The following is a 25,724-nucleotide window of genomic DNA, read 5'->3' as shown; positions in this document are numbered from 1 at the left end:
AATGAACAGCCTACGAAGTTTAATCTGCCCTTCGGGGAAGTCCAAACCGAATTTCATTTCGCGACGACGCCAAGTTCGACGTGAAAGCCGACAAGCAGCGCCTCAATCAGCCGACGGGTTTGATCAAGCCGCGTTGGATTTTCCGGCAAACGCACGCGCAATCGAACCGCTTCCGCCCTCAAAGATGGGGAATTCAACAAAAAACTCAGTGCCGACGCCAACTGTGCTGTAATAGTCTATCGTTCCGCCGAACTGTTCGACAATCTCCTTGGAGATGTTCATCCCAAGCCCTGTGCCTCCGGCGTGGCGTTCGTCCGACGAGTCAATTTGTGAAAACCGGTCGAATACCTTGTCCCGGCAGCCAGCAGGAATACCGACACCTTGGTCCTTTACGAAAATGCGAACACGTGGTCCGATCCTCTTGAACCCAACGGTCACTGTTCCGCCTTCAAACGAAAACTTGGCAGCATTGGATATCATGTTGGTCAAAACCTGCATCAGACGCGAGGCGTCGCCCTTTATCATCAGGTCCTGATCCTCTTGCTCATCCTCCACAATCTCGACGTTATGCGCGCTGGCAAATCCGAGGTTGCAGGCGATCGCCTCTTGAACCAGCGGACGAACGTCGATTGCCGTCCTGCGAATGACCATCTCACCGGCTTCCATTTTCTGGATGTCCAGAACGTCGTTGATCAAAGACGACAGCCGCTCGCTGTTCTTGCTCGCCAGCTCGATAAGGTTCTGCATTTTCTCGGGAACTTCACCCATCGCGCCGGAATTTATCAGATCCAATGACCCCTTGATTGACGTAAGGGGCGTCCGCAGTTCATGGCTAACCGTGGAAATGAACTGAGTCTTTGCAACGTAGGCCGCTTTTGTACGCTCATGTTCTTCTTTCAACTTTTCGAGCTGCTCCAAGTTTTTCCGGTACAGCTTTAGAAAAACCAGTGAGCAGTCGATCAGAAAGTACATCACGAACACGACTGTGAAAAAATGCAGCCACAAATCGGACGAAAGATCGGGTTGTTCGACCCATATATCCTTTACGACAATCACCATGAACGAGACCCCGTACATGGCAAGACGAACAATCATCGCCCAAACGAATTGGTGGTTGTTCATTGCAGCAAAAAGCGCCGCCGCAAACAGGAAAAACAACGGGGTAAAATGACCGCCCGTCGGCTGTTCAAGCGCGACCGAAACGGCATACAGACAAATTGCGGTGGAACTCAGGATCGTATTCAGCAGGATCCACGCGACCATCATGGCAATGGCTTTGCGTTCATCTGGGTTCAGGCGGGCAACGCGTTTTGCAAGGTACAAGTCCTGCGCTTCACAGATCAGGATCGTACCGTAGAACAAAATGGCATTGAGGGGCTCGAAGAAGAAACCAGTGAGAATTGTGGTGGCCAGAAAAATCGCCTGCCGCTGCCACAACAGCGCAAAGCTCATGGCAGTGTAGTCTTTAATGTTTTGTAGCAACTGATCTTTGGGTTCCCCTGGGTCCCGGACCTGTTGCGTTGCTTCGATGACCGTCATCCCGTCGTCTTCATTGCTTTGCCTCTTGGCAACTTCTAGCTAAACAATGAGGACGCAGTTGGTCGGAAATAGGTTCACAGTTTGGCGACTTTCTTTCGCCAGGCTATCAATTGTCGCATTGCCTAAAATCCAAGCCCATCGAAATCTAACCGCATTGTTTCCAGAAAGTAGGTCAATCAATTGGCTCTGCATCCACGAACTCATTGCTTATTTACACTTTTTCCACGTAAATGAACCTGTAGACCGGCGAAAAGCAAAGAGGGGCAGCGCCTTGAACGCCATCGGAAAGAGGAAAATGAAACAATTCGACGTCACGCCGGTTTCTGCCAACCTCGCAGAAAAGCCAGTGACGTTGCTTCAGTTCGCAAAATCGGCTGGCCGCAATATGCTTGAAGTCATTCCGGCCGAGACATTGCGGCAGACTTATGTTCGTGGACCGCTGAACATCCACTACATCTGCGACCCGGAAATGGTCACAGAGCTTCTTGTCGGCAAAGGCCGGTCTTTTCCGAAGGCAAAGTTCACGAAAGACATCATTGGATCAGCGGTAGGCAACGGTCTGATCCTTTCTGAGGGTGAAAAATGGCGCAAACAGCGACACAGGTACTCTCCTTTGTTTGCGGCAAGAAACCTGCCGGTTCTGTCCCGCCACTTCGCTGAAACTGGCATTGAAGTGGCAGAGTCCATTGCAGAAAACGAAGGCCCGGTCGACGTCGCGCAAATAGCCCCTGCGTCAACACTGACCAATATTTCAAGGGTCATCTTCTCAGGAAATGAAGAAGTCAGCGCCGAACAAATCCGCGTCGGGCTAATCGCTTACTTCAACTATATTTCGGATCTTTCCCTGTTTGACCTGCTTGGGTTTCCCAAGTGGCTTCCGCGGAAAAAGTGGCTCAGCAGCAAGGCTCCGGTCACTGACATGCGGGATTTGGCGCGGCAAGTTATTGAATTGCGCCGGTCTGAAAACCGTGACGAACCTGAAGATTTTCTTGATCTGATGATTGATGCGCTCAAGTCGGACTTTGAGGACGCCGAAACAACGGTCGACAACCTGTTGACCTTTGTTGTTGCCGGCCACGAAACTTCGGCCAATGCGCTGGCATGGGGGTACTACCTGCTGGCATTGAACCCCGATATGCAAAACCGAATACGCCAGGAAATCCGATCTGTTTGCCCCGAAGGAAAGCTGGAGTTTTCGCATCTCGAGCACCTGCCGTTACTACGGGCCCACATCAAGGAAACCCTGCGGCTGTACCCTTCGGCGGCCTTCTTTGCCCGAGACGCGTCCGACGCGATCGAGGTCAAGGATGTCAAAATCGAAAAGGGGGACGCGCTGTTTTTCCCGGTCTACTCGCTGCACCGGAATGAAAAGCTGTGGGACGAACCCTCGCAATATCGTCCGGAGCGATTTCTTGGCACGCCTCCTCCGCGAGGGCAATATATCCCGTTCGGAGCAGGGCCGCGAATTTGCATCGGCGCTCAATATGCCGAGACAGAGATCATGATCTTGATGGCTTCGGCACTGCGGCGCATTCACTTTTCCTTGTCCGACGTTCAAATTCCTGAACCGATCCTGACATTTACAATGCGCACGAGCGGCCCTTTGATTTTGAACGCCGAGAAAGCGCCAGCATGAGCCTGACGATCACAGGACCATCCGTATTGGCGTGTTATTTTCGCGCCAAGTAAGTTTGGTTTCCGTACATCTCGCGCAGCACTGTATCGAATAGCCTCTTATGAGACTTCACCTTGCGCGACCCTGCGGCCTCGCAATGAAACAGAGGCTCAGCGTCGAAACCTTTTCTATAAGCCTGCTCGCGGCCGTTAACATTCTCAACCGCGCTGTTCATTGCTGCGAAGGCTCCGGCCTTAGAGATCGAGCGCATCGAAACTGGTGCGCCTATTACGGCCCTCATGGACCCTCCCCCGCCTCTATCGCTGAGAACCTCAGCAAAAACAGAGTTAAGCTGGTCTTCCTTTGGAAGCATGGCCGCGCGGTCGCGCCCATGCGCGACAACAAGAAAGACGCCACTCCCCCTGTAGGAAAATACCGATTCAGCCTCTTTGGTGGCCAACTCTACGCTGCGACCCAAGCCGGTTATCGCGCGTCGAAAAGCTCCGAAATCGTTCAGGTCAAAGCGAAATTCTGCGTCCTGCAACTTTATCGCGACGGCGCAGGATTCAAACAGACGCCCCCTCGAAAGCTGCTCGACATAGTTGTCGAACTCTACATACCGCAAGAAACGACGCAGCCCGTCGATTGAAAGTGGGTCTTCAAAGCTGAATTGCTGGCTATAGTCCAACTCCTCGCGGAGATTTTTGACAGAGGCCGACGTCCTGCGTGCTTTGATCCGCTCCTGCATCAAATGATGAGCCGCGTTCATGCGGCTGCGCAACTCGAAAAAGTCAAAGGGTTTAGTGATATAGTCGAAAGCACCCACCAAAAAGGCTTCTTCGACATATCTTCTGTCGCTCATTGCAGTCAGCATGATCGCAGGTGTATCCGCGTGCTCGGGAATGCTGCGAATACGGCGCAACAATTCGATGCCATTGGTGCCGGGCATTTGAATATCCAACAGAAAGCAATCGAACGCGGCATCACACGACTGGATCGTCTGCAGCGCTTCGTCGGCAGAGCTTGCCACTAGAATGTCGCAGTTTTCGACCTCTGACAGGGCTGCCTGAAGCAATTCCAGAATGCCTGGCTCGTCATCGACCGCCAACACTCTCATCGTGGCTTTCTGTAACGCGCGGCTTTCCAGCTTGCGTTGGAATTGCTCTTTTCCCGGATTTGAATGTTTCATAACTGGTGAACTACATTTGACCTGTTTAACGGCCCCAACCTAATGAGCGACTGGGACGAAACAGCGGCGAAAAGCGAGAAAAACCCCGCAAATGTTGTTCATTTCTTGACCTTATTTTGGCACCAACAGGCCAAAACGGGCTTACACAACATCAAGAAATCAGATTTTATCTATAAAATACAAAAGGTTACCTTGGCAATAGGCATCAAACCCCAACAAGAATGGGTGAAGTCAGCAACCCGTTTTCGCCTCAAAGATGAAGACTGACGTAAAAATCAGGACCGGACGGCGCGTAAATTGCTGCGAGACTTTACCATGTCAGTCTGAATCGTCTTTGATGTTGAACAGAACCGATTGGCTGACGCTTCCTTCGATCGAAAACTTGGCCCCGACCGGAGCAGCCCCCACCCCCAGACGTCGCGACCAGCGCGACCAGACAGCAGGCACAATCCCAAGTATCCTGGACGCCCCACACTCCTCGGCGTTCTCGGTCATACGATAAAACAGCTCTTGCTGAATGGCCATCCGGCGCGAGGATGGGACACTGTCGGTGATAAAGAACCGTGACGCTTCCCAGACTTTCGGGTTCACCGGGGCTTCAAAGAACAAAACGTCAGTGGGCAAACTTGGCAGAATACCGTTTTGCGCATCCCGAAGCATATAACTGTAGATTCCACAGCGCGCGGTGGTGGGCAAAAGGCGCACCCCTCCTAGAACCTCGCCGAACTCGTGCAACACGACCCAGCGACACGCGGGTGTATCGTATTGGTCGAATTCCATCCCATCAACCTCGCCGATCTGCCAGTTCAGCCGGTCGATGAAGATATGCTTTCGAGTCTCCAGGTACTTTGCAAGCAGTGTCCCATGCTCGTGCATGTTGCGAAAACTAAGTGTCGTCGCGCGGATGCCCCCTAGTTTGCTTAGACGGTCGGACGACCTGCGTTTGAGCGCAAACAACTTTTGGCGCGCCGAAATTTTCGGCGCAGCCGGAATGTCATTTGCAGGTTCAAGCTCCGGAAAAACGCGGGACGCTGGATATGCCTGCTCGTACCTGAGTGGTCGGTCCATATTTTGCTCTTATTTTTGACACACTTATGCCAATAAGCTGAACGGCAAGTCCATAAGTTAGTGTCGCTCACCCTATGATTGAAGAGGATGTGTGACCAAATCACCTCCCATACCTTGGGTTGAGTATTCACAAGACACCTATATCTGTTTTTAGCGTTCATTTTGCGGCTAAAACCGGCAAAAAGCGTACACTCGATCGCACTCAAATCCTTGACAAAATTTCAATTTCTTCGCTGATCTACAAATTTTCGCATCGCGTCACCTGCGGCGGTTCTCGATCAGGGTTCCTCAGCCCTCATCAGAGCAGCCGCACACCCCATAGTTTTCACGGAAAAGCTTACATCTAAGCCGTCTGCACCCTGAAAAATGCCCAACACGCGGAACAATAAAAATGTAAGCCGGAACACATGGCCGCCCTTCCAGTGTCAATGTTTTGCCGTTTTTGTTCGACAGGCTATCAGAACCTAGAAATCCACTCGCCAGCCGATCTTTGCCGGAAGTCTGCAATGCCCAAAGGTCGGTTCGGTGGCAAAACCTGGTGAATAGTTATGCGGATACTTGCTGTAGACGACGATCCAAGCATCCTAGAGTTGCTAATCTGTGTACTCGGGGCGTTCGGCTACGAAGATGTTGCGACCGCGCGAAGCGGGCAAGAGGCACTAAAGACGCTGTCGGAAACCGACCAGCCCTTTGATTGCCTTCTGCTGGATGTGCAAATGCCCGAGATGAACGGCATTGCGCTATGCGAAGAAGTGCGCAACTTGCCCGACTACAAATTTACTCCGATCATCATGGTCACCGCCATGGTGCAAAAGCAGTACATCGACGAAGCGTTTGAAGTTGGCGCAACCGACTACGTAACCAAGCCCTTTGAATTCGCGGACCTGAAACAACGGCTGTCCGATGCTTACAGGCTGGCTGCAGAGCGACGTGCGGCGATCGAAGTGCTTGAGGCGGACATCTACGCCGACAACGACTCTGAGGTTAACACCAACTTCAGCCTGAGCGACCCTCTCTATTTTGGGGATCTGGATGGCTGCATCGGACTGGCCGAGTTTGAAAACTACGTCGTTCAGCTTGCCACGATGCACTCAAGAACATCGAAAATCCTCGCCGTGAAAGTTGCGGACGTTGAGGATCTGTTTTCCTCAAGCACTTCCAGCGAGTTCCGCGAATTCCTGGCGTCGGCCGGAGCAGCACTTCTGTCCGTCAGCCAAGAAGGGCGCAATTTCGCGACCTATTGGGGGAACGGGGTCTTTCTGCTGATTCATGACAAGAAAAAGGGAATGGCTGCGCAGCAGTTGAACCACCGGCTGTCGCAACTTCCGGCCGGCGAAACGCCAAGCATTCATTCACCGACCAATTTCTCTTTCCAGGTCGGAAACGATGTTTCGCTGCTTGCACATTCCAAGATGGAAGCCTTGTTCTTGATCGACAAGGCGGTCGAATTGGCTGATATCCCACAAGGCCCAATCGCCCGCTTCGGGTAATTCGCCTGCGACTATTCTTGTAAGACTGGTGCGTTCAGAATCTCTGAGCGCACCACAACTTTTCCACGATCTATTTTCAGCCATCCTTTCACATTCGGACCGCTAGGCTCAAGCGTCCGCGCCCCATCAGGTGCGTTTAACTTATTTATTTTGAACATTTTTTTGACGATCACTAGAAATCCCAAAATACCATTCGGTAATATTTACAAATTGGAATATCGTTGACTAACAAGTCAGACGCCTACGTTGTTTTGAATATATTTACTGGGAGGTTTCTATGCTTCGATTGCGTTCCTGTTTGGTGACTTTGATTTCCCTGCCCGCCATTTCATTTGCCGATGCGGTTCCAAGCAAACAGGCCGCTGAGGGCACGTTTGCGGAACGTCCCTTCTCGCCTTATGCCAATCGTACATTTCCCGAGCGTCCGCTTTGGGGTGACACCCATTTGCACACGGGGCTTTCGTTGGACGCGGGCGCGTTCGGAAACACTCTGCTGCCAGACGAAGCATGGAGATTTGCCAAGGGTGAGCAGGTAATTTCATCCACTGGTCAACCTGTCAGGCTGGCTCGACCGTTGGATTGGATGGTTCTGACGGACCACACCGACCTTATGGGTTTTGCACCAGACTTGCAGGCAGGGAAACCCGGTGTTCTTTCTGATCCAAAGGGTTTGGAGTGGTATGAAGGCTACAAGGCTGGCGGCGAAAATGCGGCCAAGGCAGCCTTTGATATTATTACGAATTTTTCGCAGATGACCCTGCCGGAAATCCTGCTGGAGTCCTACAGCCCCGGCGCTGACGCTTTTGCGTTCACGTGGGAACAGATTGTCATGGCGGCCGAGCGGCACAATGACCCCGGAAAATTTACGGCCTTCATTGGGTTTGAGTGGACGTCCGTGCCAAAGGGCTTCAACCTGCACAGGAACGTTATGCTGCGCGATGGTCCAATCCGCGCATTGCAGATGGTTCCGCCGGTAACCCAGCCTCCTTACGGGGATACGGACCCCAAGGCGCTGTACGCCTGGCTGGAAGAATATCAAGCGAAAACAGGTGGTCGGGCGGTTGCATTCGCGCATAACGGCAACCTATCCAATGGCTGGATGTTCCCGACCGAAGACACGTATCACGGTGGCAAAGTAGACGAAGAATACGTCAACAACCGCGCCAAATGGGAGCCACATTACGAAGTCACGCAGATCAAGGGCGATGGCGAGGCTCACCCCTATCTAAGCCCGGATGACCCATTCGCCGATTATGAAAACTGGGATGTCGGCAATCTGGACATCACAGAGCTTAAGACCGAAGACATGCTGGCCGGCGAATACGCACGCGAGGCACTGAAACGCGGTCTGGCGCTGGAAGAAAAGTTCGGCGTGAACCCCTACAAGTTCGGAATGGGCGGGGCAACGGACAGCCACACGTCACTGGCGACGGCCGAAGAAGAAAACTACTTCGGCAAATCGGTCAGCGCCGAACCCTCTGCCACGCGGGTGCTGCACCCGTTTGTCGAAAGCGAATTGGGTGCCTTTGAAGGGCATACGCTTGTCGCGTCCGGCTATACCGCTGTGTGGGCGTCGGACAACACACGCGCGGCTATTTTCGACGCCTTCAAGCGTCGAGAGACCTACGCCACCACGGGCCCGCGTATCGGTCTGCGCTTTTTCGGTGGCTGGGATTTTCAGGACGAGGACTTGCTGACCCGTCTTGTGGCTGATGTCGGGTACACCAAGGGCGTCCCGATGGGCAGTGACCTTCGACCGCGCGAGGGCGACGGCGCACCAACGTTCCTGATCGGCGCGCTGCGTGACCCCATTGGCGCCAACCTTGATCGCGCGCAAGTTATCAAGGGTTGGCTGGACGCGGACGGTGAACTTCAAGAGAAAGTTTTTAATGTTGCCTGGTCTGGCGACCGGTCACTGGACGCGAGCGGGCAACTGCCAGAGGTTGGAAATACCGTCAATGTAGATACAGCAAGCTGGAGCAACACGATCGGCACGTCGGAATTGGTGACCGTTTGGACCGACCCCGAATTCGATCCGAGCCAAAGAGCCTTCTATTACGTCCGGGTTCTGGAAATACCGACTCCGCGCTGGGTGCTGTATGACAAGCTACGCTTTGGCATTGATCTGCCGGAAGAAGCGCAACTGGTTCATCAGGAACGCGCGTATTCCTCGCCAATCTGGTACACACCAAGCGAGTGATCCGTCATTTCGGATGTCGCCGTTAGGATAAACGATAGACACGGCGCGCTGAGTAACATCAAACTACCAAAGACAGAGCCGCTGGTCAGCATTGGCCGCGGCTCACGTTTTCCCTGAGAGAGCCCATGCGCATTTTTAAAGAACCACTGCTCCACTTTATTTTGATCGGGGGGGCAATTTTCGGATGGTTTTACCTTGTTTCACCTCAAGACGGTGATGCAGAGCCAACCGAGACGATAGTTGTTGATGAACAAGACATCGATCTGCTGGCCGAACGGTTTTCTGACACTTGGAAAAGGCCCCCGAACGAAGCAGAGCTAAGCGCCCTTGTTGATGCGACCGTGCGCGAAGAAGTTCTTGTAAGAGAGGCGCGCAAGCTCGGGCTCGACCGCGGAGATCAAGTGATCCGTGCGCGGTTGGCGCAAAAGATGGATTTTCTAACGAACGCGATCGCGTCATCGGCCGAGCCGGAAACCCAAGAATTACAAGCATTTCTGAACGAAAACTCCGAGCGTTTCACAACCCCTCGACTGATCGCTCTGGATCAGGTGTTTTTAGGTGAATCGCCCAGCTCTGACGACGTTGCCGACGCGAAATCCCGATTGGAGGCCGGTGAAGACTGGGTGGGCATTGGCACACGAACTTTGCTTCCACGATCCCTGCCCTTGTCGTCAGCCCGAACCATTGATGCCAATTTTGGTAAACAATTCTCGGATTCCGTCGGTGCGCTTGCAACTGGGCAGTGGGCAGGCCCGATCCAGTCGGGGTATGGGCAACATTTGGTTCGTGTCACGGCGACCCAACCGGCCTCGCTGCCGCCGCTTGATCAAATTCGCGAAGCTGTTCTGCTAGAATGGCGCCGCGAAACCGGAGAGCAACTGGCGCGCGCTCAGTACGAGAATTTGGCCGCAAATTATCAGATCGTCGCACCGGGACAGGCAGAGGCCGAGGAATGAAGACCTTTCTCTATCTGTTATTCACCATCTGGGTCGCGTTTGCCCCGAAGGTCGCGCACGCGCACGCATTGGATCCGGGCTACCTGGAACTCAGGCAGTTGACCCAGAACACCTGGCAGGTGCATTGGCGAAAGCCCGACGTCGTGGGCCGTCCTATGAACATAGACGCCGTTTTCCCAAATTCATGTGAACCAGCGCGGGGGCCGGAACCCACATCCGACAGCGTCGCATGGGTATCCACGTGGATCATGGAATGCGATACCGGTCTGGCAGGCAAACCCGTCTTGATCGAAGGGCTTGAAAAGCAACGAAATGACGTTCTGCTGCGCGTTCAACCCCTTGACGCAGCCACAACGACGCTGCGCTTCACGCCCGACGTTTCTACGCTGATCATCCCGGAACAACCGACGACCAGTTCCGTTTTCTTCAGCTATTTCCAGCTTGGTTTCGATCATATTCTGGAAGGCTGGGATCATCTTCTGTTTGTTTTTGCACTTTTCGTTCTGGTGCACGACAAATGGCGGCTGGTCGGAGCGGTCACAGCGTTCACTGTCGCACACTCGATCACGCTGGCCCTTGCGACTTTGGGCATCGTTCACGTGCCTGGCCCGCCGGTAGAAGCCGTCATCGCTTTGTCGATCGTATTTCTGGCGCTGGAAATACTCAGTCACACTGAGGGAAAACCAAGGTTGTCGGAACAGTACCCCTGGATCATTTGCTTCTGCTTCGGCCTTTTGCACGGGCTTGGATTTGCAGGGGCATTGGCTGAAATCGGTGTTCCGCCCCAAGACATTTTCACGGCACTGCTTTCCTTCAACTTGGGCGTAGAGGCAGGCCAGCTTTTGTTCATAGCCGGGCTTGCGGCGATCATGCTGGCTTGGAGACTCACCACAAGGTTCGAGCCCGCGAAAGTTGCCTCCATTGCTATGCCGGTTGCAGGCTACGCCATCGGTTGCGTTTCAATTTACTGGCTGGTCGAGCGTGTCAGCGGTTTTTGATGCCAAATGGGTCAATACATGATTGATTAAAGATCATTTCGGTTTCTTCATTCCGGTGATGTGCCCCGCTTTGGAACAGTGGGCACCGTCAAAAACCGGCAGGGAAAGGGGGCAAAAATTGCGATTTTTGGTACGAGGACTGGTCGTCATCGGTGCAATAGCTCTGGTTGTTTTTGGCGTTGCCTGGCTGTTTCTGTCGTCTCCGTTCCTGTCTTCGGCGCGCTCGGCAATGGCCGCGCAAATTCTGTCCGAGAAAATCGGCCAAGACGTTAGCATCAAGGGCGGCCTTCGCGTGGGGCTTGGCCCTCAACTGGAGATTTCCGCCACAGACGTCGTTCTCCCTGCTCGATCACCGGAGGGGACCGATTTTGCCAAGATTGATACGCTCGGCTTCCAAATTTCCGCTCGTGATCTGACCAAGGGCAAGCTCTCGGTTAGCAATGTGGTAGTGGACGGAGTTCATCTGAAGCTAATCACGACCCAAGACGGGGAAACATCGTGGCGCGCCCATCCCGGCCCCACAGACAAAGATACGTCACCTCGCAGTGGGACACCGGTCGCAATCTCTGATCTACTGGCAGACCCCCAGTTCAACATAAACAACATATCGGTACTGTATCAGAGCGCGCAAAACGGCATGGACCTGGACTTGCGCATACCCGACCTGACATTGACATCCGGCAGCGGTACGGCGGTGGCCTCTGCGACGGGGAACGGAACCCTGAACGGAGAGGCTTTTGACCTCCAACTCCTTTTCCCAAAAGACGAACCATTTCAGCTAAAGGCCGACTTTGACCATGTTTCGATCACCGCCAACGAAGTTGAGACGGCGTCGGGGCTGACCGTAGAAACGAAAGCAGAGATCAATCAGCTTGGGCAACTCCTTGATATTTTGAAACTCAATCGCGTTCTCGAAGGCTCTGGCCAAGCAAGCGCGACTTTCAAGTCGTCCGAGGGGATCGCGCGGGTCGACGATCTTGATGTGGGGGTACAACTGGATGGCGGGCAAAGCCTTGAATTGACCGGTCAGATCGGTGAAATCGGAAACCCGGCCGATGTGTCCCTCAGGACAAAAATCCGACTTTACCCCAAGGGCGAAGACCCCGCCCCCGCTCAATCACGCTATGACCTGAAACTCATAGCTGTGGATATGGTAATGGACAGCGTTCCTGGCCAGGTGCCACAGCGACAGATGGTAATCCAGACCAACGGGTTCACGTTGGACACCGCAGGGGAAGGACCGCCGCCTGTCAAATTCTCTGAGGTATCCAGAACCCCGGACGGCGCATTGCGAGTTGGCAATGTTAACTTGCGCATCGGAGACCCCGCAAACCCCTTTGTTATCTTGAACGGATCAGTCGGTGACGCTCTGCGCCTGCAAGAGGTTTCAGCAGAAGGGTTGCTGGACATTCCGGCCAGCAGCCTGATTTCGCCAGAGCTATTGGGCGCGGACGATCAACTCGGCAGGTTTTCAGGAGAGTTTTCCCTGACGGGCGGCATCGACCAGCTTACGCTTTCGGATTTGGACGGCCGCACGAGCGAGACTGAAATCTGGTCTCTGAACGTTGACGGTTCGGTAAAAAATGTTCTGAAGTTCGAGAATCTGGATCTGGGGATTGAAGTTGGCGTTCCATCTGGCGCGGACCTTTTGCAGGCGCTGTCGTTGGACCCTGTGGACACGGGGCAAGCGGGGTTTTCGATCAACCTGAGTAGCGACGGCGCGGACTGGAATGCAGAGGCGGACATCACTGTTGCGGACTCTGAGCTGCTGTTTTCAGCCACACTGGACGACGCAACCTCTGACCCTGTCCTGAAGGGGCAAATCGAAAGCGACCTGATCCGAATAGACCAAATTCGCAGCATAGTCCTGGCAACCGCCCAGTTGAGAAAGCTCGGCCTTTCCGACGAGGACGGTGAGGACGAGGCAGAGGATACCTCAGACGCTAGCCCGCTGAGGGATGTCACACTCAAACCTATTGGCCGCTCAATCCTTCTTTCGGGAATGAACATGGATGTCGACATCGACCTGCGCCATATCGAAGGGGCCGAAGGCATAAGCAGTTTGCAAAGTGAAGTGACGCTCGACGAAAGTGAACTGAAAGCCGGACCTTTGAAATTTGAATACGGCGGGGCCAATTTCGATGTGAGTGGCCTTTTGGACCTGTCGAACGAAGACCATTTGCTAAACCTGACCGGTCAGGCCGGTGGCTGGCGGTTGGACGATATACTGCACAACCTGAACTTCAAAAAAGGCGCCAGCGGAACGATCTACGCGGATTTCAACGTGACCGGCGGGATCGACTCGGTCAAACATTTTGCCCAGTCAATGCGCGGCAACGCCACCGTATCCATGCGCAATGGGTCCATTGAAACCCAGCTTCTGGACCTTGCGGGTCTTGGATTGCTGCCTTGGGTCTTTACAAAGGAAAAACAGAAAGTTGCGCCAATCGTGTGTTTGCGCGCTCCGCTGTCCATCGCAAGCGGGAACATCTCGACCAAACAAACCACGCTGGAAACGGACCAAGTTCAGATCGTCGTTTTCGGTGCGGTGGATATGAACAACAAGGCTTTGGACCTTAACCTGCAGCCCCGAAAAATCGGAGAGCCGCTGTCCCGCAGCCCGTGGCCTGTGACCGCCACCGGACCTCTGGCCAAGCCGAAGATCAAGGTCAAGGACGGGCCAAAACGACTAAAACGGTCTGACGGCGCTGATCAGATGCCCACCAACCGCAAGCTGTGCGTGCCAGACATCCTGCAATTGCAATAGCGCAGCCAAGGGACTGCGCTTTGCTTCAAAAGGAAGGGGCGCGAATGGATCGCGCGCCCTTGATTTGTACTTATTGGATCAGACGAAGTTTTTGGATCGACCCTGCTATCGAAACAAACGAGTCGATGATCTCTTCGCCCGTCACTTCGTAGTAGTGTGACGGAGACGATGCGCAGGCTTTGACCTCTGCCGCTGCTGTGCCCGACGTCTCGAACGCGACTGCGTAGATCACGACATTGTTTGCCTTAGCCAGCTCACACTGCTGCTTGAACAATTGCAGGTTGGTTACTTGCGACGAGGTGACTGTGGTGTCCCCGGCCGGACGTTCGACTAATTCGGTAAGACCGTTCTCAATTTCCACTTCATTCGTCGGCCGCACCTGTGGGCTGGTCCGCCCGTCCGTCATGATAACGATGTATTTCGACGAATCTTCCTCATCCCAATCCAGCGGACGGTTGGCGAATTCGACGGGTATTTCGCCGGCCGCGCTAAGATGCGCAAATGCGTCTCTTGCCGCCGGGTCCAACAATGCCAGAGCATATTTCAGGCTGTAATTGGTACCGGTGCCGTCAAACAGTCTCAGGTTGTCGATGAAGTTGTGCAGGATGCCTTCATTATTCTGCGCATAACGGATGCTCATTTCATCGTCCGGGCACCAGCCCCAATTCTGGGTTGTTTCGTCGTAATCCCAGTTCACGAAATATGGCACCTGCTCGATAGACCCGGACGGCAGATTCGAGTTCATGAAATCCGAATACGTCATCTCAAGACAAGACGAGACGTTGTTTGGGATCGTCTCAACATAGGCGTAAAACTCTGAGAACTGGAATTCCAGATCCACGTTGTTGAACTTTGTCGAACCCGTGATTTCCTCGCCAGCAATGCTGAAAAACGTCGTTGTTTGCTTGCCGCCCTTAATAGACGCACCCAACATTTTAGCTTTTTCAGGCAATGCCGGAGTCTTCGAGATGATGAACTCTTTCACGTAGTGATGATAGGTATCGACGTCATCCTTGTTGAAAAGCTCGACGTCGTGACTTGGGTATCCTTCGATTTTTGCCGAGAAATTCGGCTCGTCACCGCCAGAGGTATCGAACCAGAACACAACGTTTGAAACGTCCTGCTCCCATTCCCGAAAATGGTTCGCTTCTGTAGTCGTGCCAAATCGCTCGCCGCCCAGGTATTCAAACATCGTCGAACCAGGGTTCGTCTGACCGGCAAACGGAATAATATTGATCGAAGTCTGCTTGTCGGACTTTACGCCCGTGGTCGGGTCTTCGTTCCGGCTCAAGCTCTTTGTAATAAAGGCTTTGGCGGCAGCTTGCATGAGTTCAACGCGATTGTTGTTCCCCATGCTTCCCGAAATATCCAGGACCATCGAAATCTCGGTATGTGGCGCGGCTTCGTTCGCTGCAGAAGCAACATCCAAGGACAGGGATTCCACCCCACTCAAACGCATGAAATGTGTCTCGAACTCGGTTCCGATACTGGCCGAGACAGTTCGGTCCAGATAGGATTCCTCAACACCGATGTTCTTTTGGTACTCATCAAGCCCCTGAGCCGCGAGGTGGGCATTGACGACATCGGCAGGCGGCAGTTCCTGCTCTAGGTTCGCGGCGGCCAGTACCGCATTGTCCAGCGCCCATTGCAATTTAACCCGGTCACGTTCGTAGTTCATGAAGTCGACCGCTATGCCCGTCATTGCGATAAGGGTTACGAACATAAAAAGGACGAAAATAGTAAAGCCACCATATTCTTCGCCAGAAAAGCGCTTTAGATACTCACGATATTTATTAGACCGCTTGGAACTTGCAGCCTCTTGAGGGCAGAACTTGAGCATTGCAATCTCCACAAAATTCAGGATTCCGTGAGATATTGCTCGAAAATAATGTCCCTAATTTGCTAAATATTTGCCTTTTAGATTTCGCAGGGTGAACGGAATGTTAATTTAATGTGAACGGGTGGAAATGCTAAATATGTTCACGATCATTCTACCTGCATTTAGCCAATTCCCCCCGAAACAACAATAAAATGAAGCGCTTAAAAAATTAATACAGCGAATTATCACCGCTAATTTTCGGGTTTTCTTGGACAGACTCAGCTTAGGTCGATGTCTGGTTAAATCCCGTCGGGATCAGAACCCGGCTCTCCAAGCCGCCAAGATCGCTGGACGTACCAAGGTTTAGCTTGGCACCGTAGGCATTTAGCAGATCAACGGCAATCGCCAATCCCAGCCCGCTGCCCGTGACCGACGTATCCAAACGCCCGCCCGACCTGAGCGCTTCGCGCCGGTCGTCTTCCGGTATTCCCGGGCCGTCGTCCTCGATATGAACTTCGATGCACCCGCGTTTGGACACCGCTGTCACGCGCACGGTGGTTCGGCACCATTTGACCGCGTTGTCCATCAGGTTCCCAAGCACTTCCTCAATGTCCTGCGGGTCCATTCGAACCCACAGCCCCGGCGCGCGCGTCACCTCCAGCGTTTTGCCTTCTCTCTCGGCCATCGAAGAAAACAGGCGGGTGAGCCGGTCCACCGAATTCGACAGATCGGTTCTCGAGTGCGAAAGCTCTGCTGTATTCAAAGCCCTCATCCTGGCCAGCGACCGGCTGAGCTGTGCATCGATCCTGTCCAACGCTTCCTGTGCGGCCTCTGTCGGCGCGCCGTCCTCGGACAAGGTGCTGAGTTCATTCCTCAGAATGGCGGTCGGTGTCTTGAGGGCATGCGCTAAATCCGCCGCCTGCCGCCGGGAACCGGACACAATGTCCCGGTTGCGACGCGAGAGCTGGTTCAAATCCTCGACCAGCGGCGAAACTTCTTCTGGATAATCTGCAGGCTCTAGCCCCTCATCCGTATCCCAACGGTGGGACACATCGCTTCTTAGCTTTCTCAGCGGCCCCAGAATGACCGAGGACAGCAGCATCGACCCCACAACACCAATCAACCCGACCAACGCGAATACGGGCAGCAGACTGCGCTGCGCTGCGCGCCTCTCAGCAATCAATTGGGCCTGGCTTTCGGCAACACTGACCCCCCAGACCGTACCGTCTTCGTAGGTGATCTCTTGAAATATGCTGCGGACCCTTTCACCTTCTGGGCCCGGAATGTTCCAGATTCTAGGCGTATCGGGGGAATCCAGAGGCTCGGCTATGGTTTCGTCAAAAAGCGATGACGAGGTGAAAATCTCTCCGGCTGCATTTGTAACCTGCCAATAGCGCCCCGAATACGGAGTCCCATACGCGGGGTCAAACATCAGGCTACGCAAAGCCTCGGGGTCGCCGGTTGTCGCGCTTAGACCTACGACAAGTTGCGTGTGCCGATCCCTCAGCGTGCTGTCAAAGCGATCCGAGACTCTGGAGTCGATGTACGAGAAAACGGCCAGCGTCCCAACTGCAACGGATACTGCACCGGTCGCGATTCCTCCCAGCAATGCCCGTTGGCGCAAAGACAGCATTAGTCGGTATCAATCATGTACCCGCGGCCCCGAACGGTCTTGATCAAGTCGGCCCCCAACTTCTTGCGCAATCGCGTTATGAACACGGCGATTGTGTTGGAATCCCTGTCCGCGTCGTATTCATAAATGTGGTCGGAAAGCTCGGATCTTGACACCAAGCGCCCGCGATTATGGGCCAGGTAGGTGAGAACGGCGATCTCCTGCGCGGTCAGATCAACTGCGATCCCCTGCGCTGTCACACGCCCGTTTTTCGAGTCGAGCGTGACGCTGCCCATCTCAATCACCGGATTCATCAAGCCGCTTTGACGCCGCAGAATCGCCCGAACACGGGCGGCCAGCTCGGGCATGTGAAAGGGTTTGGTCATATAGTCATCCGCACCGGCGTCGAGACCATCCACCCTCTCGCTCCAGCCGTCTCGGGCGGTCAGGATCAATACGGGCGTTTTCAAACCCGCGTTTCTCCATTCGCGCAGCACGGAAATGCCATCGCGCTCCGGCAACCCTAGATCAAGGATGATAACGTCATACGGTTCGGTTGAACCAAGATGAAGGGCGTCCACTCCGTTATGAACAACGTCGACGACACGCCCTTCGGCGTTCAGCAGTTTCTTGACTTGCGCGCACAGGTGCGGCTCGTCCTCAGCAAGTAGTACTCTCATTCTTCGTAGTTATATTTGTTTGAGCGACGGTTCATCTATTATTTTCTACCGCCGCCATTTCCACCCGAATTCCCGCCGCCGGAGTTACCACCGCCGCCGCCGGAGTTTCCGCCACCCCCGCCGGAGTTACCACCTCCGCCGCCGGAGTTACCACCACCACCGCCGGAGTTTCCACCACCGCCGCCGGAATTACCGTTACCCCCGGAATTACCGTTACCGCCGGAATTACCGTTACCGCCGGAGTTGCTGTTTCCACCCCGGTTCCCGCTGTTGCCCTTGTTGCCAAAGTTGCCCTGAGACTTGGCACTCGCCGAGTTTCCTTTGTTTGACCGGGCAGCTTCTGAAATCTGGCGTCCAACACTAGATCTATTGGACACAACGACGCCGGATTGGGCGTCTACAATAACACTTATGATTTCGCCATTCGGCTTCTTGACCAAGATGCGATAATAGACCTTGTCGGACTGAAAAGCGCGCGCGTCCACTGGCGTTCCACCAAAGACCCGCTCAACCCCTTTGATTACTTTCTTCAGCCGGATTGCCGTTCCCGAAGCAGTAACCTTTCGCAGCTCGGATTGTTTCAGCTCACGCGTAGCGGCTTGGCTCTCGGCACCCAAGAGCAAAGTAGCCAAACATATAATCGCCAAGAGCTTCTTCATTCCTTCCACTCTTTTCCCGCGAAATCCTATGCAAAGCTTACTCAACTCAACGTGAACGTGTGATGAACGGTTAATTCCACGTGGGTTCAATGAAAATCTGTTCAATAAGAAGGGCTAAACGATTCTAAATCAAGCATTTTGCTCACTTACGTTGAGAAACAGCGACACGCATTTTGGAAACAACTGCAAAACTCGTCTCGAGCTAACGAACAAACAACGTTTTGCCCTGCTACTCACGGAGGCAAAAACAACCGGGCCAGCCAATTATTGAGGTTCAAGAACCCTTGGCTGGCCCGGTTTCATTTCCGCCGGGTCTCAACAGGCAGGACGACGGAAATGGCCTTAGACAGGTTGGGATTGAACCCAGCAACCGGGGTTTTGCCAACATCGTTTGCCGGAACGTCAAAATTTGATGTCGCTTCCATACTATCGCGTCGCATTTTTGCTTGCCGCTGATAACCGGCACTTGCACACTTGCTGCATGACGATGACTTGTATTCCCAATCCTATGGATCGCCGGGCAACTGGCTGCGATCTGGTGATCTCTGCTTGATCGTAAGGCTCTTGCCTTCTGCAACCCGCTGCGATCACTCGGATTTCGGAATACAGAATGACCCCTCAAACTCTGCGCCTGGCCATTGATATTGGCGGCACATTTACAGACACGGTTCTGGTTTCAGGCGAAGACCAGATTGTCGCTTCGACCAAAACCCTGACCACCCATCAAAACCCTGCCGAGGGTGCAATGGACGGTGCACGACGGGTCATGAGGCAATCGGGATGTGCGTTGTCCGACGTCTCTGGTTTCATTCACGGAACGACGTTGGCCACCAATGCCCTGATCGAGCGGCGCGGCGCCAAGGTTGCAACGATCACGACCGAGGGCTTCCGCGACATTCTCGAAATCGCCTACGAGCGGCGCTATGCGCAATACGATATCAATCTGGAAAAGCCCGACCTGCTGGTGCCTCGGGAAAGGGCGTTCACGGTGCGCGAGCGTATGTCGGTGGACGGTGACGTGCTTATCGCGCTAGAGCAGCCTGCGATCGACGCGGTGCTGGACGAGATCGACGCAAGCGGCGCGGACGCGGTCGCCATTTGCCTTATGCACGCTTACGCCAACTCCGCGCACGAACAGCACCTGCAAGCGGTCTTGGCCCAAGAGCGCCCCGAACTGGCCATCTCAATCTCGTCCGAGGTCAGCCCCGAGGCGCGTGAGTTTGATCGCCTCTGCACCACGGTTGCGAACGCCTATATCCAGCCCTTGATGCAGACATACCTGAAGCGCTTTGCGGACCAGTTCCGTGACGAAGGTCTAGGCTGCCCGATCCTGATGATGACAGCGGGTGGTGGGATGTGCACCCTAGACACGGCTGCGCAATTCCCCATCCGTCTTGTCGAATCCGGCCCGGCCGGAGGCGCCATTCTTGCCGCCCGGATCGCCGCACGCGCGGGTCTAGATCAGGTTCTGTCCTTTGACATGGGCGGCACAACAGCCAAGCTCTGCCTGATCGACAATGCGCAGCCACAAACCTCGCGCCAGTTTGAAATCGCGCGTGCTGCCCGGTTCATCATGGGCTCGGGCATGCCGGTGCGAATTCCCGTGATCGAAATGATCGAAATCGGAGCGGGCGGCGGCTCGATTGCCGGGGTGGATCGGTTGGGGCGATTGACCGTAGGGCCACAGTCGGCAGGTTCCGAACCCGGCCCCGTTGCGTTCCTGCGTGGCGGCACGGATCCGACGGTCACAGACAGCGACATCGCACTAGGCTACATCACCCCCGAAACCTTTGCCGAAGGACACATCGCGATTGACCCCGAGGCTGCACAACATGCTTTGGAACAAGGGATCGGGACCAAGCTCGGCCTGAACGCAACCGGTGCCGCAGATGGTGTCAGCCGCATCGTCGACGAAAGCATGGCCAGCGCCGGACGCATGCATGCCGTCGAAAGCGGCAAGGAACTTGGCACCCGCACCATGATCGCGTTTGGCGGCAATGGCCCTCTGCATGCAACACGGGTTGCCCGGTCAGCCGGAGTAAGCCGGATCGTGATCCCGCCAAATCCCGGCGTTGGTTCGGCTGTTGGCTTCCTGTATGCCCCTGTCAGTTTTGAGATCGTGCGGTCACGGTATTCCATGTTGGAAAGCATCGATGTTGACGCCATCAACACGCTGTTCGACGCGATGATTTCCGAGGCGCAACTGGTGGTTACCCAAGGCGCGGGCGATGCGCCAACTCTGCGACAGCGTACTGCGTTCATGCGTTACAGCGGTCAGGGCCATGAAATTGAAATCCCCCTGCCCGACCGCAATCTTTCCCCCAAAGACATAGCCCCCCTCACCCATGCGTTTGAGGAGGAATATCGCAAGCAGTTCTCTCGCCCGGTGCCGGGGATGCAGATAGAAATCCTCAACTGGTCAGTGCGCGTGGCGACCGTCGAAAAGGAACCGCCTACATTGGCTGATGCGCCGGTATCTCGCGCAACAAAACCATCGCAAACGCGCCCCGTTACCTGCGACGTGACCGGAGAAACGGTACAGGCAACGCTGATCGCTCGCTCGGACTTACACGCAGGTGATTGTCTTCCCGGACCCGCGCTGATCACCGAGCCGCAGACAACCACGTTGGTCTCCTCGGACTTCTCCGCCCGAGTGGACGCGATCGGGAATCTGGTTCTTACCCGGAAAGGAACAGAATGATGACCCACTCTCCTGCCCGACTCCAAGTTATGTGGAACCGTCTTCTGGCGGTTGTCGAAGAACAGGGGCAAACCCTGATCCGGGCGGCCTTCAGCCCAATCGTGCGCGAGTGCGGGGATATCTCGGCCGGTATATTTGATGCGAACGGACGCATGCTGGCGCAGGCTGTCACAGGCACGCCCGGACATATCAACACAATGGCCGAAGCGGTTCAGCATCTGCGCGCGGCATTCCCGGTTCAGGACATGAAACCGGGTGACATTTATATGACCAACGACCCGTGGCTGGCCTCTGGGCATTTGAACGACTTTCTTCTGATGATGCCCGCTTTCAGGAATGGACAAGTCGTGGGCTTTACCTCGTGCACCTCTCATCTGGTGGATTTGGGCGGGCTTGGCATGGGACCAGAGGGGTCTGACATCTATGACGAGGGCTTGTTGATCCCGCCCTGTAAACTTGTCGATCAAGGCGTGCCAAACGCCCTGCTTCTTGACATCATCCGCGCCAATTCCCGCGAACCCATCGCGAATGAGGGCGATATCTACGCGCTGATCGCCTGTTGCGAGGCCGGGGTCGACCGTCTGCTGGGTATGATGGAGGAATTCGGCCTCGATGATCTGGATACGCTGGGCGCTTATATCATCGACACCTCGCGCCGCGGGACTCAGGCTGCAATCGCCGAGGTTCCTGATGGTGTCTACAAGAACGTCCTGAAAATGGATGGGTATGAGAATGAACTGGAACTTCACGCCACCCTGACTGTCCATCAGGACAGAATGCATGTGGATTTCTCTGGCACCTCGGGGTGTTCTCGCAAAGGGATTAACGTACCGCTGAATTATGCCACGGCCTACACGGTATTTGCGCTGCGCTGCATCGTTGGGTCGGACATACCGAACAACGCTGGATCGTTGGAGCCCTTCACCGTTGACGGACCGAAAGGGTGCATCCTGAACGCCCAAAGGCCCGTTCCCGTCGCCATGCGGCACACTCTTGGTCAGGTGACGCCTGATTTGGTACTGGGATGCCTGCATCAAGCCCTGCCTGATCAAGTACCGGCAGAGGGCGCAAGCTGCATGTTTGACCTGCCTATGCGTCACGCGCCCGAAGTGGCCCGCGACGGTGGGCGGGAGTTTGCAATCGAACCCGTGCATAATGGCGGAACAGGTGCGCGGCCTCATGCGGATGGCTTGTCGGCAACGGCCTATCCGTCCGGCGTTTTTGGCAGTCAGGTCGAAATCACGGAAAGCGTCGCGCCCGTGACGATCTGGCGGCGCGAACTTAGGCCGGATTCCGGCGGCGAGGGGCAATATCGCGGCGGGCTGGGTCAGCGCATAGAAATCACATCGTCCAATAACGCGCCTTTTGTTGTGTTCCTTTCGGTTGAGCGGCTGAAATTCCCCGCTCTTGGCAGGATGGGCGGCCGCGCTGGAAAACCCGGCCGCATTCACTTTCGCAACGCTGCCGAGGACATTCCGGGCAAGGGTGAGCTGCGCGTTGAACCGGGCGACTACCTGATCTTTGAGACGCCAGGCGGCGGCGGGTTCGGAAATCCGAAGCTGCGCGATCCCTCGGCCCTCGACCTCGATCTGAAACGCGGTCTGGTCACCCCAGACGGCGCAAAGGCTTACGGAGGTGACACATGATCCGCCCGAACGCTTATGTCGCTGATATGGCAGCCTATGCCCTTGCCGATCTGGGCGGGGCGCAGACAATCTCGATGGCACAGAATGAAAGCGCGTTTCCCGCCAGTCCTGCCGCGGTTCGCGCAGGGCAAACGGCGGCGGCTAACCTCACGCTTTACCCCGACCCCGAGTGGACCGAGCTGCGCGCAGCCATCGCGGACGTGCACCGCCTGAACCCAGCGCGCATCTTGTGTGGGGCGGGGTCGATGGAGCTGATTGGCTGCCTGATCCGCGCCTACGCAGGGCCCGGTGATCAGGTTTTGGGCACGCAATACGGATATGCATTTGTGGCATCGGCTGCCGCGCAAGTACAGGCGGATTATCAGACGGCACCCGAAGTTGATCTGACGGTCAGTGTTGACGCAGTTCTTGCCAGGGTAACGCCTGCGACACGCGTTGTTTTCATATGTAATCCGGGCAACCCGACTGGAACGCTTATTCCGAACTCTGACATCCTGAGGCTGCGCACCGAGTTACCGGACAACGTGCTGCTGGTTGTTGATCAAGCCTATGCCGAGTTTTCGGACACGAACAATAACCCCGCAGACATCTTCGCGCTGGCGGACCGAGGTGACACCGTCGTCACGCGGACCTTCTCCAAAGCCTATGGGTTGGCGAGTGCTCGTGTCGGATGGGGGTATTTTCCACCGGACATTGCCGACCAAATGCGCAAGCTTCTGAATCCAAACAATATATCATCAGCATCGCAAGCTGCCGCAGCCGCCGCCATGCGTGATCAATCCCACATGCGCGAGGTGGTCGGCCAAACGGCAACCCTTCGCGACCAGTTTGCGCAGGACTGCCGTGCGCTTGGGCTGACCGTGCCGGACAGCCATACGAATTTTGTCCTGCTGCGTTTTGCTTCAACGCGTGATGCTCAGGCCGCCGACGCCGCTTTGCGGAACGAAAATCTGCTGATGCGCGGAATGGCGGGTTATGGCCTGCCGGACTGTCTGCGTGCAACGATTTGCGCCCCCGAGACTATGGACAAGGCGCTGAGCGTGCTGAAAGGAGAGTTGGCATGACCGAGACGCGAACCGCAGCCAAGATTGGCGTGCTCGTCCCCTACACGAACACCAATCTTGAACCTGACATGGAGATGTTGCGCCCACCGAACACCACGGTTCATTTCCAGCGTATGGGCGGCTACGACGTGGATGAGATCCCGGGGTCTGAACAGATGGCAGGTTTGGGTGCCTCGGATATCAGCCACGATTTGCGGATGATTGCGGGCGTTCGGCCGGACATTGTGCTGTACGGCTGCACCTCTGCCACTCTGACGCATGGGCCTGCATTTGATACGGACCTTGCGCGGCAGATTAAAGCCCAATCGGGCGCGCAATCGCTAACGGCGGCCGGATCATTGATCGCTGGCATCAAAGCTTTGGGCGCAACAAGGGTTGGGTTTTCCTCGCCTTATGTTGGCGAGATCAACACGCAGGCCGTGGAGTTTCTGTCGCAGAACGGGATCGAAACCGTGCGCTGCGCCGATATAGGACGCGAATTGGGGAATTCCGGTCAAGGCGAACTGACCCCCGATGAGGTGTTTAATCTGGCCTGCCAAGCAGACCATCCTGACGCGCAGGCAATCGTCCTGAGTTGCACCGACATGCGCGCGGTTGAGGCCATCGACAGACTTGAGGCGCATCTGGGGAAACCTGTCGTCACCTCGAACCAGGCTATGGTTTTTTGCATGATCCAAATGTTGAAACTTGGCCGCGACACCGCACTGCCCGGTCGCTTGTTTGATCACATTTGAGCCCGTGTGCGTGATGGGTGCAGGCACAAGGTGTCAGCCATTCGCTCCGTCACCGGCACGCACCATGTTTCTGAAACCGGCAGGTGTCATTCCCGTCAGGCGTTGAAAAACACGGTAAAACGCGGGCACATCCGTGTAACCGGTCTGCGACGCAATCTCTGAAACAGAGGCCGGACTATCTGCCAACAAGGACTTGGCCCGTTCCATCCTTAGTCGCTGCAGATACTGAGTCAGGTTCAACCCAGTGGAGGCGACAAACCGGCGTTGCAGACTGCGCGGCGAGATAGCGGCAATCTCTGCAAGATCAGATACAGGCGTTTGTTGCTGAAGGTTTTTCTCCAAGTACCGCTGGACGCGCAAAACCTGACCGTCGCCGTGATTGGTTATTGGCCGAAACCTCTGAAACCGCCGTTGATCCCTGCGGTCAGGATCGACAACAAAATGGCGCGCTGTTTCCAGCATCCTTTCCCGTCCTGCCAACCGCTCGATAACGATCAGCGCCAAGTCGATCCAAGCCATCATCCCGCCTGCTGTGACCAGATCGGAATATTCGATCACCAACCGGTCAGTATCCAGGTTCAACGCAGGCCAATCCGTGCGCACGCGATTGACAATTCCCCAATGCGTTGTCACCGGCCTGTTTCCGTCTATCCCTGCCGCGGCCACCCAGTTCAGACCAACACAGGCAGAACAGACCAACACTCCGTCCGCCGCACATTCCCTGAGCCACTCAACCAATTGCGGAGTTGCATTAGGGTCAGACATTTCGGCAGCAGGCGGCAGAACAACCGCGCCCCATCTACCAGCTTCGTCCTTGGGGGCGGAGTCGATAACAGGGCTCAGACCGGCATGCGACAGCATATCCCGCAACCCAAGCACTGCGGATTGCAAGGCTCCGGGATAGTCCAGGATCAGAACCGGCTGCATCTCTTTCATTTTTGGCACAATCAGCAAAGACATCGTCATTTGTGACAATATCCAGATTGG

General features: G+C 55.1%; 19 protein-coding genes. 11 read left to right on the top strand and 8 right to left on the bottom strand.

Annotation, left to right across the window (positions count from 1 at the left end; all coding sequences use genetic code 11):
• Positions 1–123: 123 nt before the first annotated feature.
• The gene (locus ACR0KS_RS03200; RefSeq protein ID WP_170562590.1) at positions 124–1,539 is read right to left on the bottom strand and encodes a sensor histidine kinase; all 1,416 of its coding nucleotides are present in this window, start codon (positions 1,537–1,539) and stop codon (positions 124–126) included.
• A 295-nt stretch (positions 1,540–1,834) separates the two neighbouring features.
• On the opposite strand from ACR0KS_RS03200, the gene ACR0KS_RS03195 reads away from it, so the two are divergent.
• A complete protein-coding gene (locus ACR0KS_RS03195) occupies positions 1,835–3,175 on the top strand; it encodes a cytochrome P450 (protein WP_170562587.1) in 1,341 nt (446 codons plus the stop codon).
• 34 nt (positions 3,176–3,209) lie between these two features.
• Here ACR0KS_RS03195 and ACR0KS_RS03190 read toward each other — a convergent pair whose 3' ends face one another.
• Positions 3,210–4,271, bottom strand: a complete 1,062-nt coding sequence (locus ACR0KS_RS03190) for a response regulator (RefSeq protein WP_480693111.1) — start codon at positions 4,269–4,271, stop codon at positions 3,210–3,212.
• 114 nt (positions 4,272–4,385) lie between these two features.
• On the opposite strand from ACR0KS_RS03190, the gene ACR0KS_RS03185 reads away from it, so the two are divergent.
• Positions 4,386–4,610: a hypothetical protein gene (locus ACR0KS_RS03185; RefSeq protein WP_170562581.1), complete on the top strand. Its 225-nt coding sequence runs from the start codon at positions 4,386–4,388 to the stop codon at positions 4,608–4,610.
• A gap of 51 nt (positions 4,611–4,661) precedes the next feature.
• On the opposite strand, the gene ACR0KS_RS03180 is transcribed toward ACR0KS_RS03185, so the two are convergent.
• A complete protein-coding gene (locus ACR0KS_RS03180; RefSeq protein ID WP_170410651.1) occupies positions 4,662–5,411 on the bottom strand; it encodes an acyl-homoserine-lactone synthase in 750 nt (249 codons plus the stop codon).
• Between the two features lie 548 nt (positions 5,412–5,959).
• Between ACR0KS_RS03180 and ACR0KS_RS03175 the strand changes: the two genes are divergently transcribed.
• The 5 genes from ACR0KS_RS03175 (at position 5,960) to ACR0KS_RS03155 (ending at position 13,822) form a co-directional block, all read left to right on the top strand.
• Positions 5,960–6,901 (top strand): response regulator, encoded by a 942-nt coding sequence (locus tag ACR0KS_RS03175; RefSeq protein WP_170383481.1) that lies wholly within the window; start codon positions 5,960–5,962, stop codon positions 6,899–6,901.
• A gap of 277 nt (positions 6,902–7,178) precedes the next feature.
• A complete protein-coding gene (locus ACR0KS_RS03170) occupies positions 7,179–9,101 on the top strand; it encodes a DUF3604 domain-containing protein (protein WP_170410654.1) in 1,923 nt (640 codons plus the stop codon).
• A 125-nt stretch (positions 9,102–9,226) separates the two neighbouring features.
• Positions 9,227–10,057 carry a peptidyl-prolyl cis-trans isomerase gene (locus tag ACR0KS_RS03165; protein ID WP_170562578.1) on the top strand — a complete coding sequence of 277 codons (831 nt, stop codon included), beginning with the start codon at positions 9,227–9,229 and terminating at the stop codon, positions 10,055–10,057.
• Positions 10,054–11,055, top strand: coding sequence for a HupE/UreJ family protein (locus ACR0KS_RS03160; RefSeq protein ID WP_170562575.1), 1,002 nt, complete (start codon positions 10,054–10,056; stop codon positions 11,053–11,055). The genes ACR0KS_RS03165 and ACR0KS_RS03160 overlap by 4 nt, the downstream gene beginning before the upstream one ends.
• 118 nt (positions 11,056–11,173) lie before the next feature.
• Positions 11,174–13,822, top strand: coding sequence for an AsmA family protein (locus tag ACR0KS_RS03155; protein WP_170562572.1), 2,649 nt, complete (start codon positions 11,174–11,176; stop codon positions 13,820–13,822).
• Between the two features lie 70 nt (positions 13,823–13,892).
• On the opposite strand, the gene ACR0KS_RS03150 is transcribed toward ACR0KS_RS03155, so the two are convergent.
• The 4 genes from ACR0KS_RS03150 to ACR0KS_RS03135 form a co-directional block, all read right to left on the bottom strand.
• On the bottom strand, positions 13,893–15,662 hold the full coding sequence (locus ACR0KS_RS03150) for a pilus assembly protein TadG-related protein (RefSeq protein WP_170562568.1): 1,770 nt from the start codon (positions 15,660–15,662) through the stop codon (positions 13,893–13,895).
• 262 nt (positions 15,663–15,924) lie between these two features.
• Complete coding sequence (locus ACR0KS_RS03145; protein ID WP_170562565.1) at positions 15,925–17,274, bottom strand: sensor histidine kinase; 1,350 nt, start codon at positions 17,272–17,274, stop codon at positions 15,925–15,927.
• The gene (locus ACR0KS_RS03140) at positions 17,274–17,933 is read right to left on the bottom strand and encodes a response regulator transcription factor (protein ID WP_170383466.1); all 660 of its coding nucleotides are present in this window, start codon (positions 17,931–17,933) and stop codon (positions 17,274–17,276) included. The genes ACR0KS_RS03145 and ACR0KS_RS03140 overlap by 1 nt, the downstream gene beginning before the upstream one ends.
• A gap of 38 nt (positions 17,934–17,971) precedes the next feature.
• Positions 17,972–18,592 (bottom strand): hypothetical protein, encoded by a 621-nt coding sequence (locus tag ACR0KS_RS03135; protein WP_170562562.1) that lies wholly within the window; start codon positions 18,590–18,592, stop codon positions 17,972–17,974.
• A gap of 610 nt (positions 18,593–19,202) precedes the next feature.
• On the opposite strand from ACR0KS_RS03135, the gene ACR0KS_RS03130 reads away from it, so the two are divergent.
• Genes ACR0KS_RS03130 through ACR0KS_RS03115 form a run of 4 tightly spaced genes read left to right on the top strand, consistent with a single transcriptional unit; the run spans position 19,203 to position 24,737 of the window.
• Entirely contained in the window at positions 19,203–21,293 is a 2,091-nt protein-coding gene (locus ACR0KS_RS03130; RefSeq protein WP_170562559.1) for a hydantoinase/oxoprolinase family protein, read from the top strand.
• Complete coding sequence (locus ACR0KS_RS03125; RefSeq protein ID WP_170562556.1) at positions 21,293–22,939, top strand: hydantoinase B/oxoprolinase family protein; 1,647 nt, start codon at positions 21,293–21,295, stop codon at positions 22,937–22,939. The genes ACR0KS_RS03130 and ACR0KS_RS03125 overlap by 1 nt, the downstream gene beginning before the upstream one ends.
• Entirely contained in the window at positions 22,936–24,003 is a 1,068-nt protein-coding gene (locus ACR0KS_RS03120; RefSeq protein WP_170562553.1) for an aminotransferase class I/II-fold pyridoxal phosphate-dependent enzyme, read from the top strand. Before ACR0KS_RS03125 ends, ACR0KS_RS03120 begins: the two co-directional genes overlap by 4 nt.
• Positions 24,000–24,737, top strand: a complete 738-nt coding sequence (locus tag ACR0KS_RS03115; protein WP_170562550.1) for an aspartate racemase/maleate isomerase family protein — start codon at positions 24,000–24,002, stop codon at positions 24,735–24,737. The genes ACR0KS_RS03120 and ACR0KS_RS03115 overlap by 4 nt, the downstream gene beginning before the upstream one ends.
• A gap of 33 nt (positions 24,738–24,770) precedes the next feature.
• Here the strand turns inward: ACR0KS_RS03115 and ACR0KS_RS03110 are convergent, their stop codons facing one another.
• The gene (locus ACR0KS_RS03110; RefSeq protein WP_170562547.1) at positions 24,771–25,703 is read right to left on the bottom strand and encodes an AraC family transcriptional regulator; all 933 of its coding nucleotides are present in this window, start codon (positions 25,701–25,703) and stop codon (positions 24,771–24,773) included.
• Positions 25,704–25,724: the final 21 nt, after the last annotated feature.

This window comes from Ruegeria sp. BC7, assembly GCF_056539165.1.
The sequence above is the reverse complement of the archived record's forward strand: the minus strand, read 5'-3'. Positions and strand labels throughout refer to the sequence as shown.

Bases quoted from the DNA above. Each gene is read 5' to 3' on its own strand.
- ACR0KS_RS03200 (WP_170562590.1), bottom strand. From the start codon at position 1,539: ATGACGGTCATCGAAGCAACGCAACAGGTCCGGGACCCAGGGGAACCC.
- ACR0KS_RS03195 (WP_170562587.1), top strand. From the start codon at position 1,835: ATGAAACAATTCGACGTCACGCCGGTTTCTGCCAACCTCGCAGAAAAG.
- ACR0KS_RS03190 (WP_480693111.1), bottom strand. From the start codon at position 4,271: ATGAGAGTGTTGGCGGTCGATGACGAGCCAGGCATTCTGGAATTGCTT.
- ACR0KS_RS03185 (WP_170562581.1), top strand. From the start codon at position 4,386: ATGAGCGACTGGGACGAAACAGCGGCGAAAAGCGAGAAAAACCCCGCA.
- ACR0KS_RS03180 (WP_170410651.1), bottom strand. From the start codon at position 5,411: ATGGACCGACCACTCAGGTACGAGCAGGCATATCCAGCGTCCCGCGTT.
- ACR0KS_RS03175 (WP_170383481.1), top strand. From the start codon at position 5,960: ATGCGGATACTTGCTGTAGACGACGATCCAAGCATCCTAGAGTTGCTA.
- ACR0KS_RS03170 (WP_170410654.1), top strand. From the start codon at position 7,179: ATGCTTCGATTGCGTTCCTGTTTGGTGACTTTGATTTCCCTGCCCGCC.
- ACR0KS_RS03165 (WP_170562578.1), top strand. From the start codon at position 9,227: ATGCGCATTTTTAAAGAACCACTGCTCCACTTTATTTTGATCGGGGGG.
- ACR0KS_RS03160 (WP_170562575.1), top strand. From the start codon at position 10,054: ATGAAGACCTTTCTCTATCTGTTATTCACCATCTGGGTCGCGTTTGCC.
- ACR0KS_RS03150 (WP_170562568.1), bottom strand. From the start codon at position 15,662: ATGCTCAAGTTCTGCCCTCAAGAGGCTGCAAGTTCCAAGCGGTCTAAT.
- ACR0KS_RS03145 (WP_170562565.1), bottom strand. From the start codon at position 17,274: ATGCTGTCTTTGCGCCAACGGGCATTGCTGGGAGGAATCGCGACCGGT.
- ACR0KS_RS03140 (WP_170383466.1), bottom strand. From the start codon at position 17,933: ATGAGAGTACTACTTGCTGAGGACGAGCCGCACCTGTGCGCGCAAGTC.
- ACR0KS_RS03135 (WP_170562562.1), bottom strand. From the start codon at position 18,592: ATGAAGAAGCTCTTGGCGATTATATGTTTGGCTACTTTGCTCTTGGGT.
- ACR0KS_RS03130 (WP_170562559.1), top strand. From the start codon at position 19,203: ATGACCCCTCAAACTCTGCGCCTGGCCATTGATATTGGCGGCACATTT.
- ACR0KS_RS03125 (WP_170562556.1), top strand. From the start codon at position 21,293: ATGACCCACTCTCCTGCCCGACTCCAAGTTATGTGGAACCGTCTTCTG.
- ACR0KS_RS03120 (WP_170562553.1), top strand. From the start codon at position 22,936: ATGATCCGCCCGAACGCTTATGTCGCTGATATGGCAGCCTATGCCCTT.
- ACR0KS_RS03115 (WP_170562550.1), top strand. From the start codon at position 24,000: ATGACCGAGACGCGAACCGCAGCCAAGATTGGCGTGCTCGTCCCCTAC.
- ACR0KS_RS03110 (WP_170562547.1), bottom strand. From the start codon at position 25,703: ATGACGATGTCTTTGCTGATTGTGCCAAAAATGAAAGAGATGCAGCCG.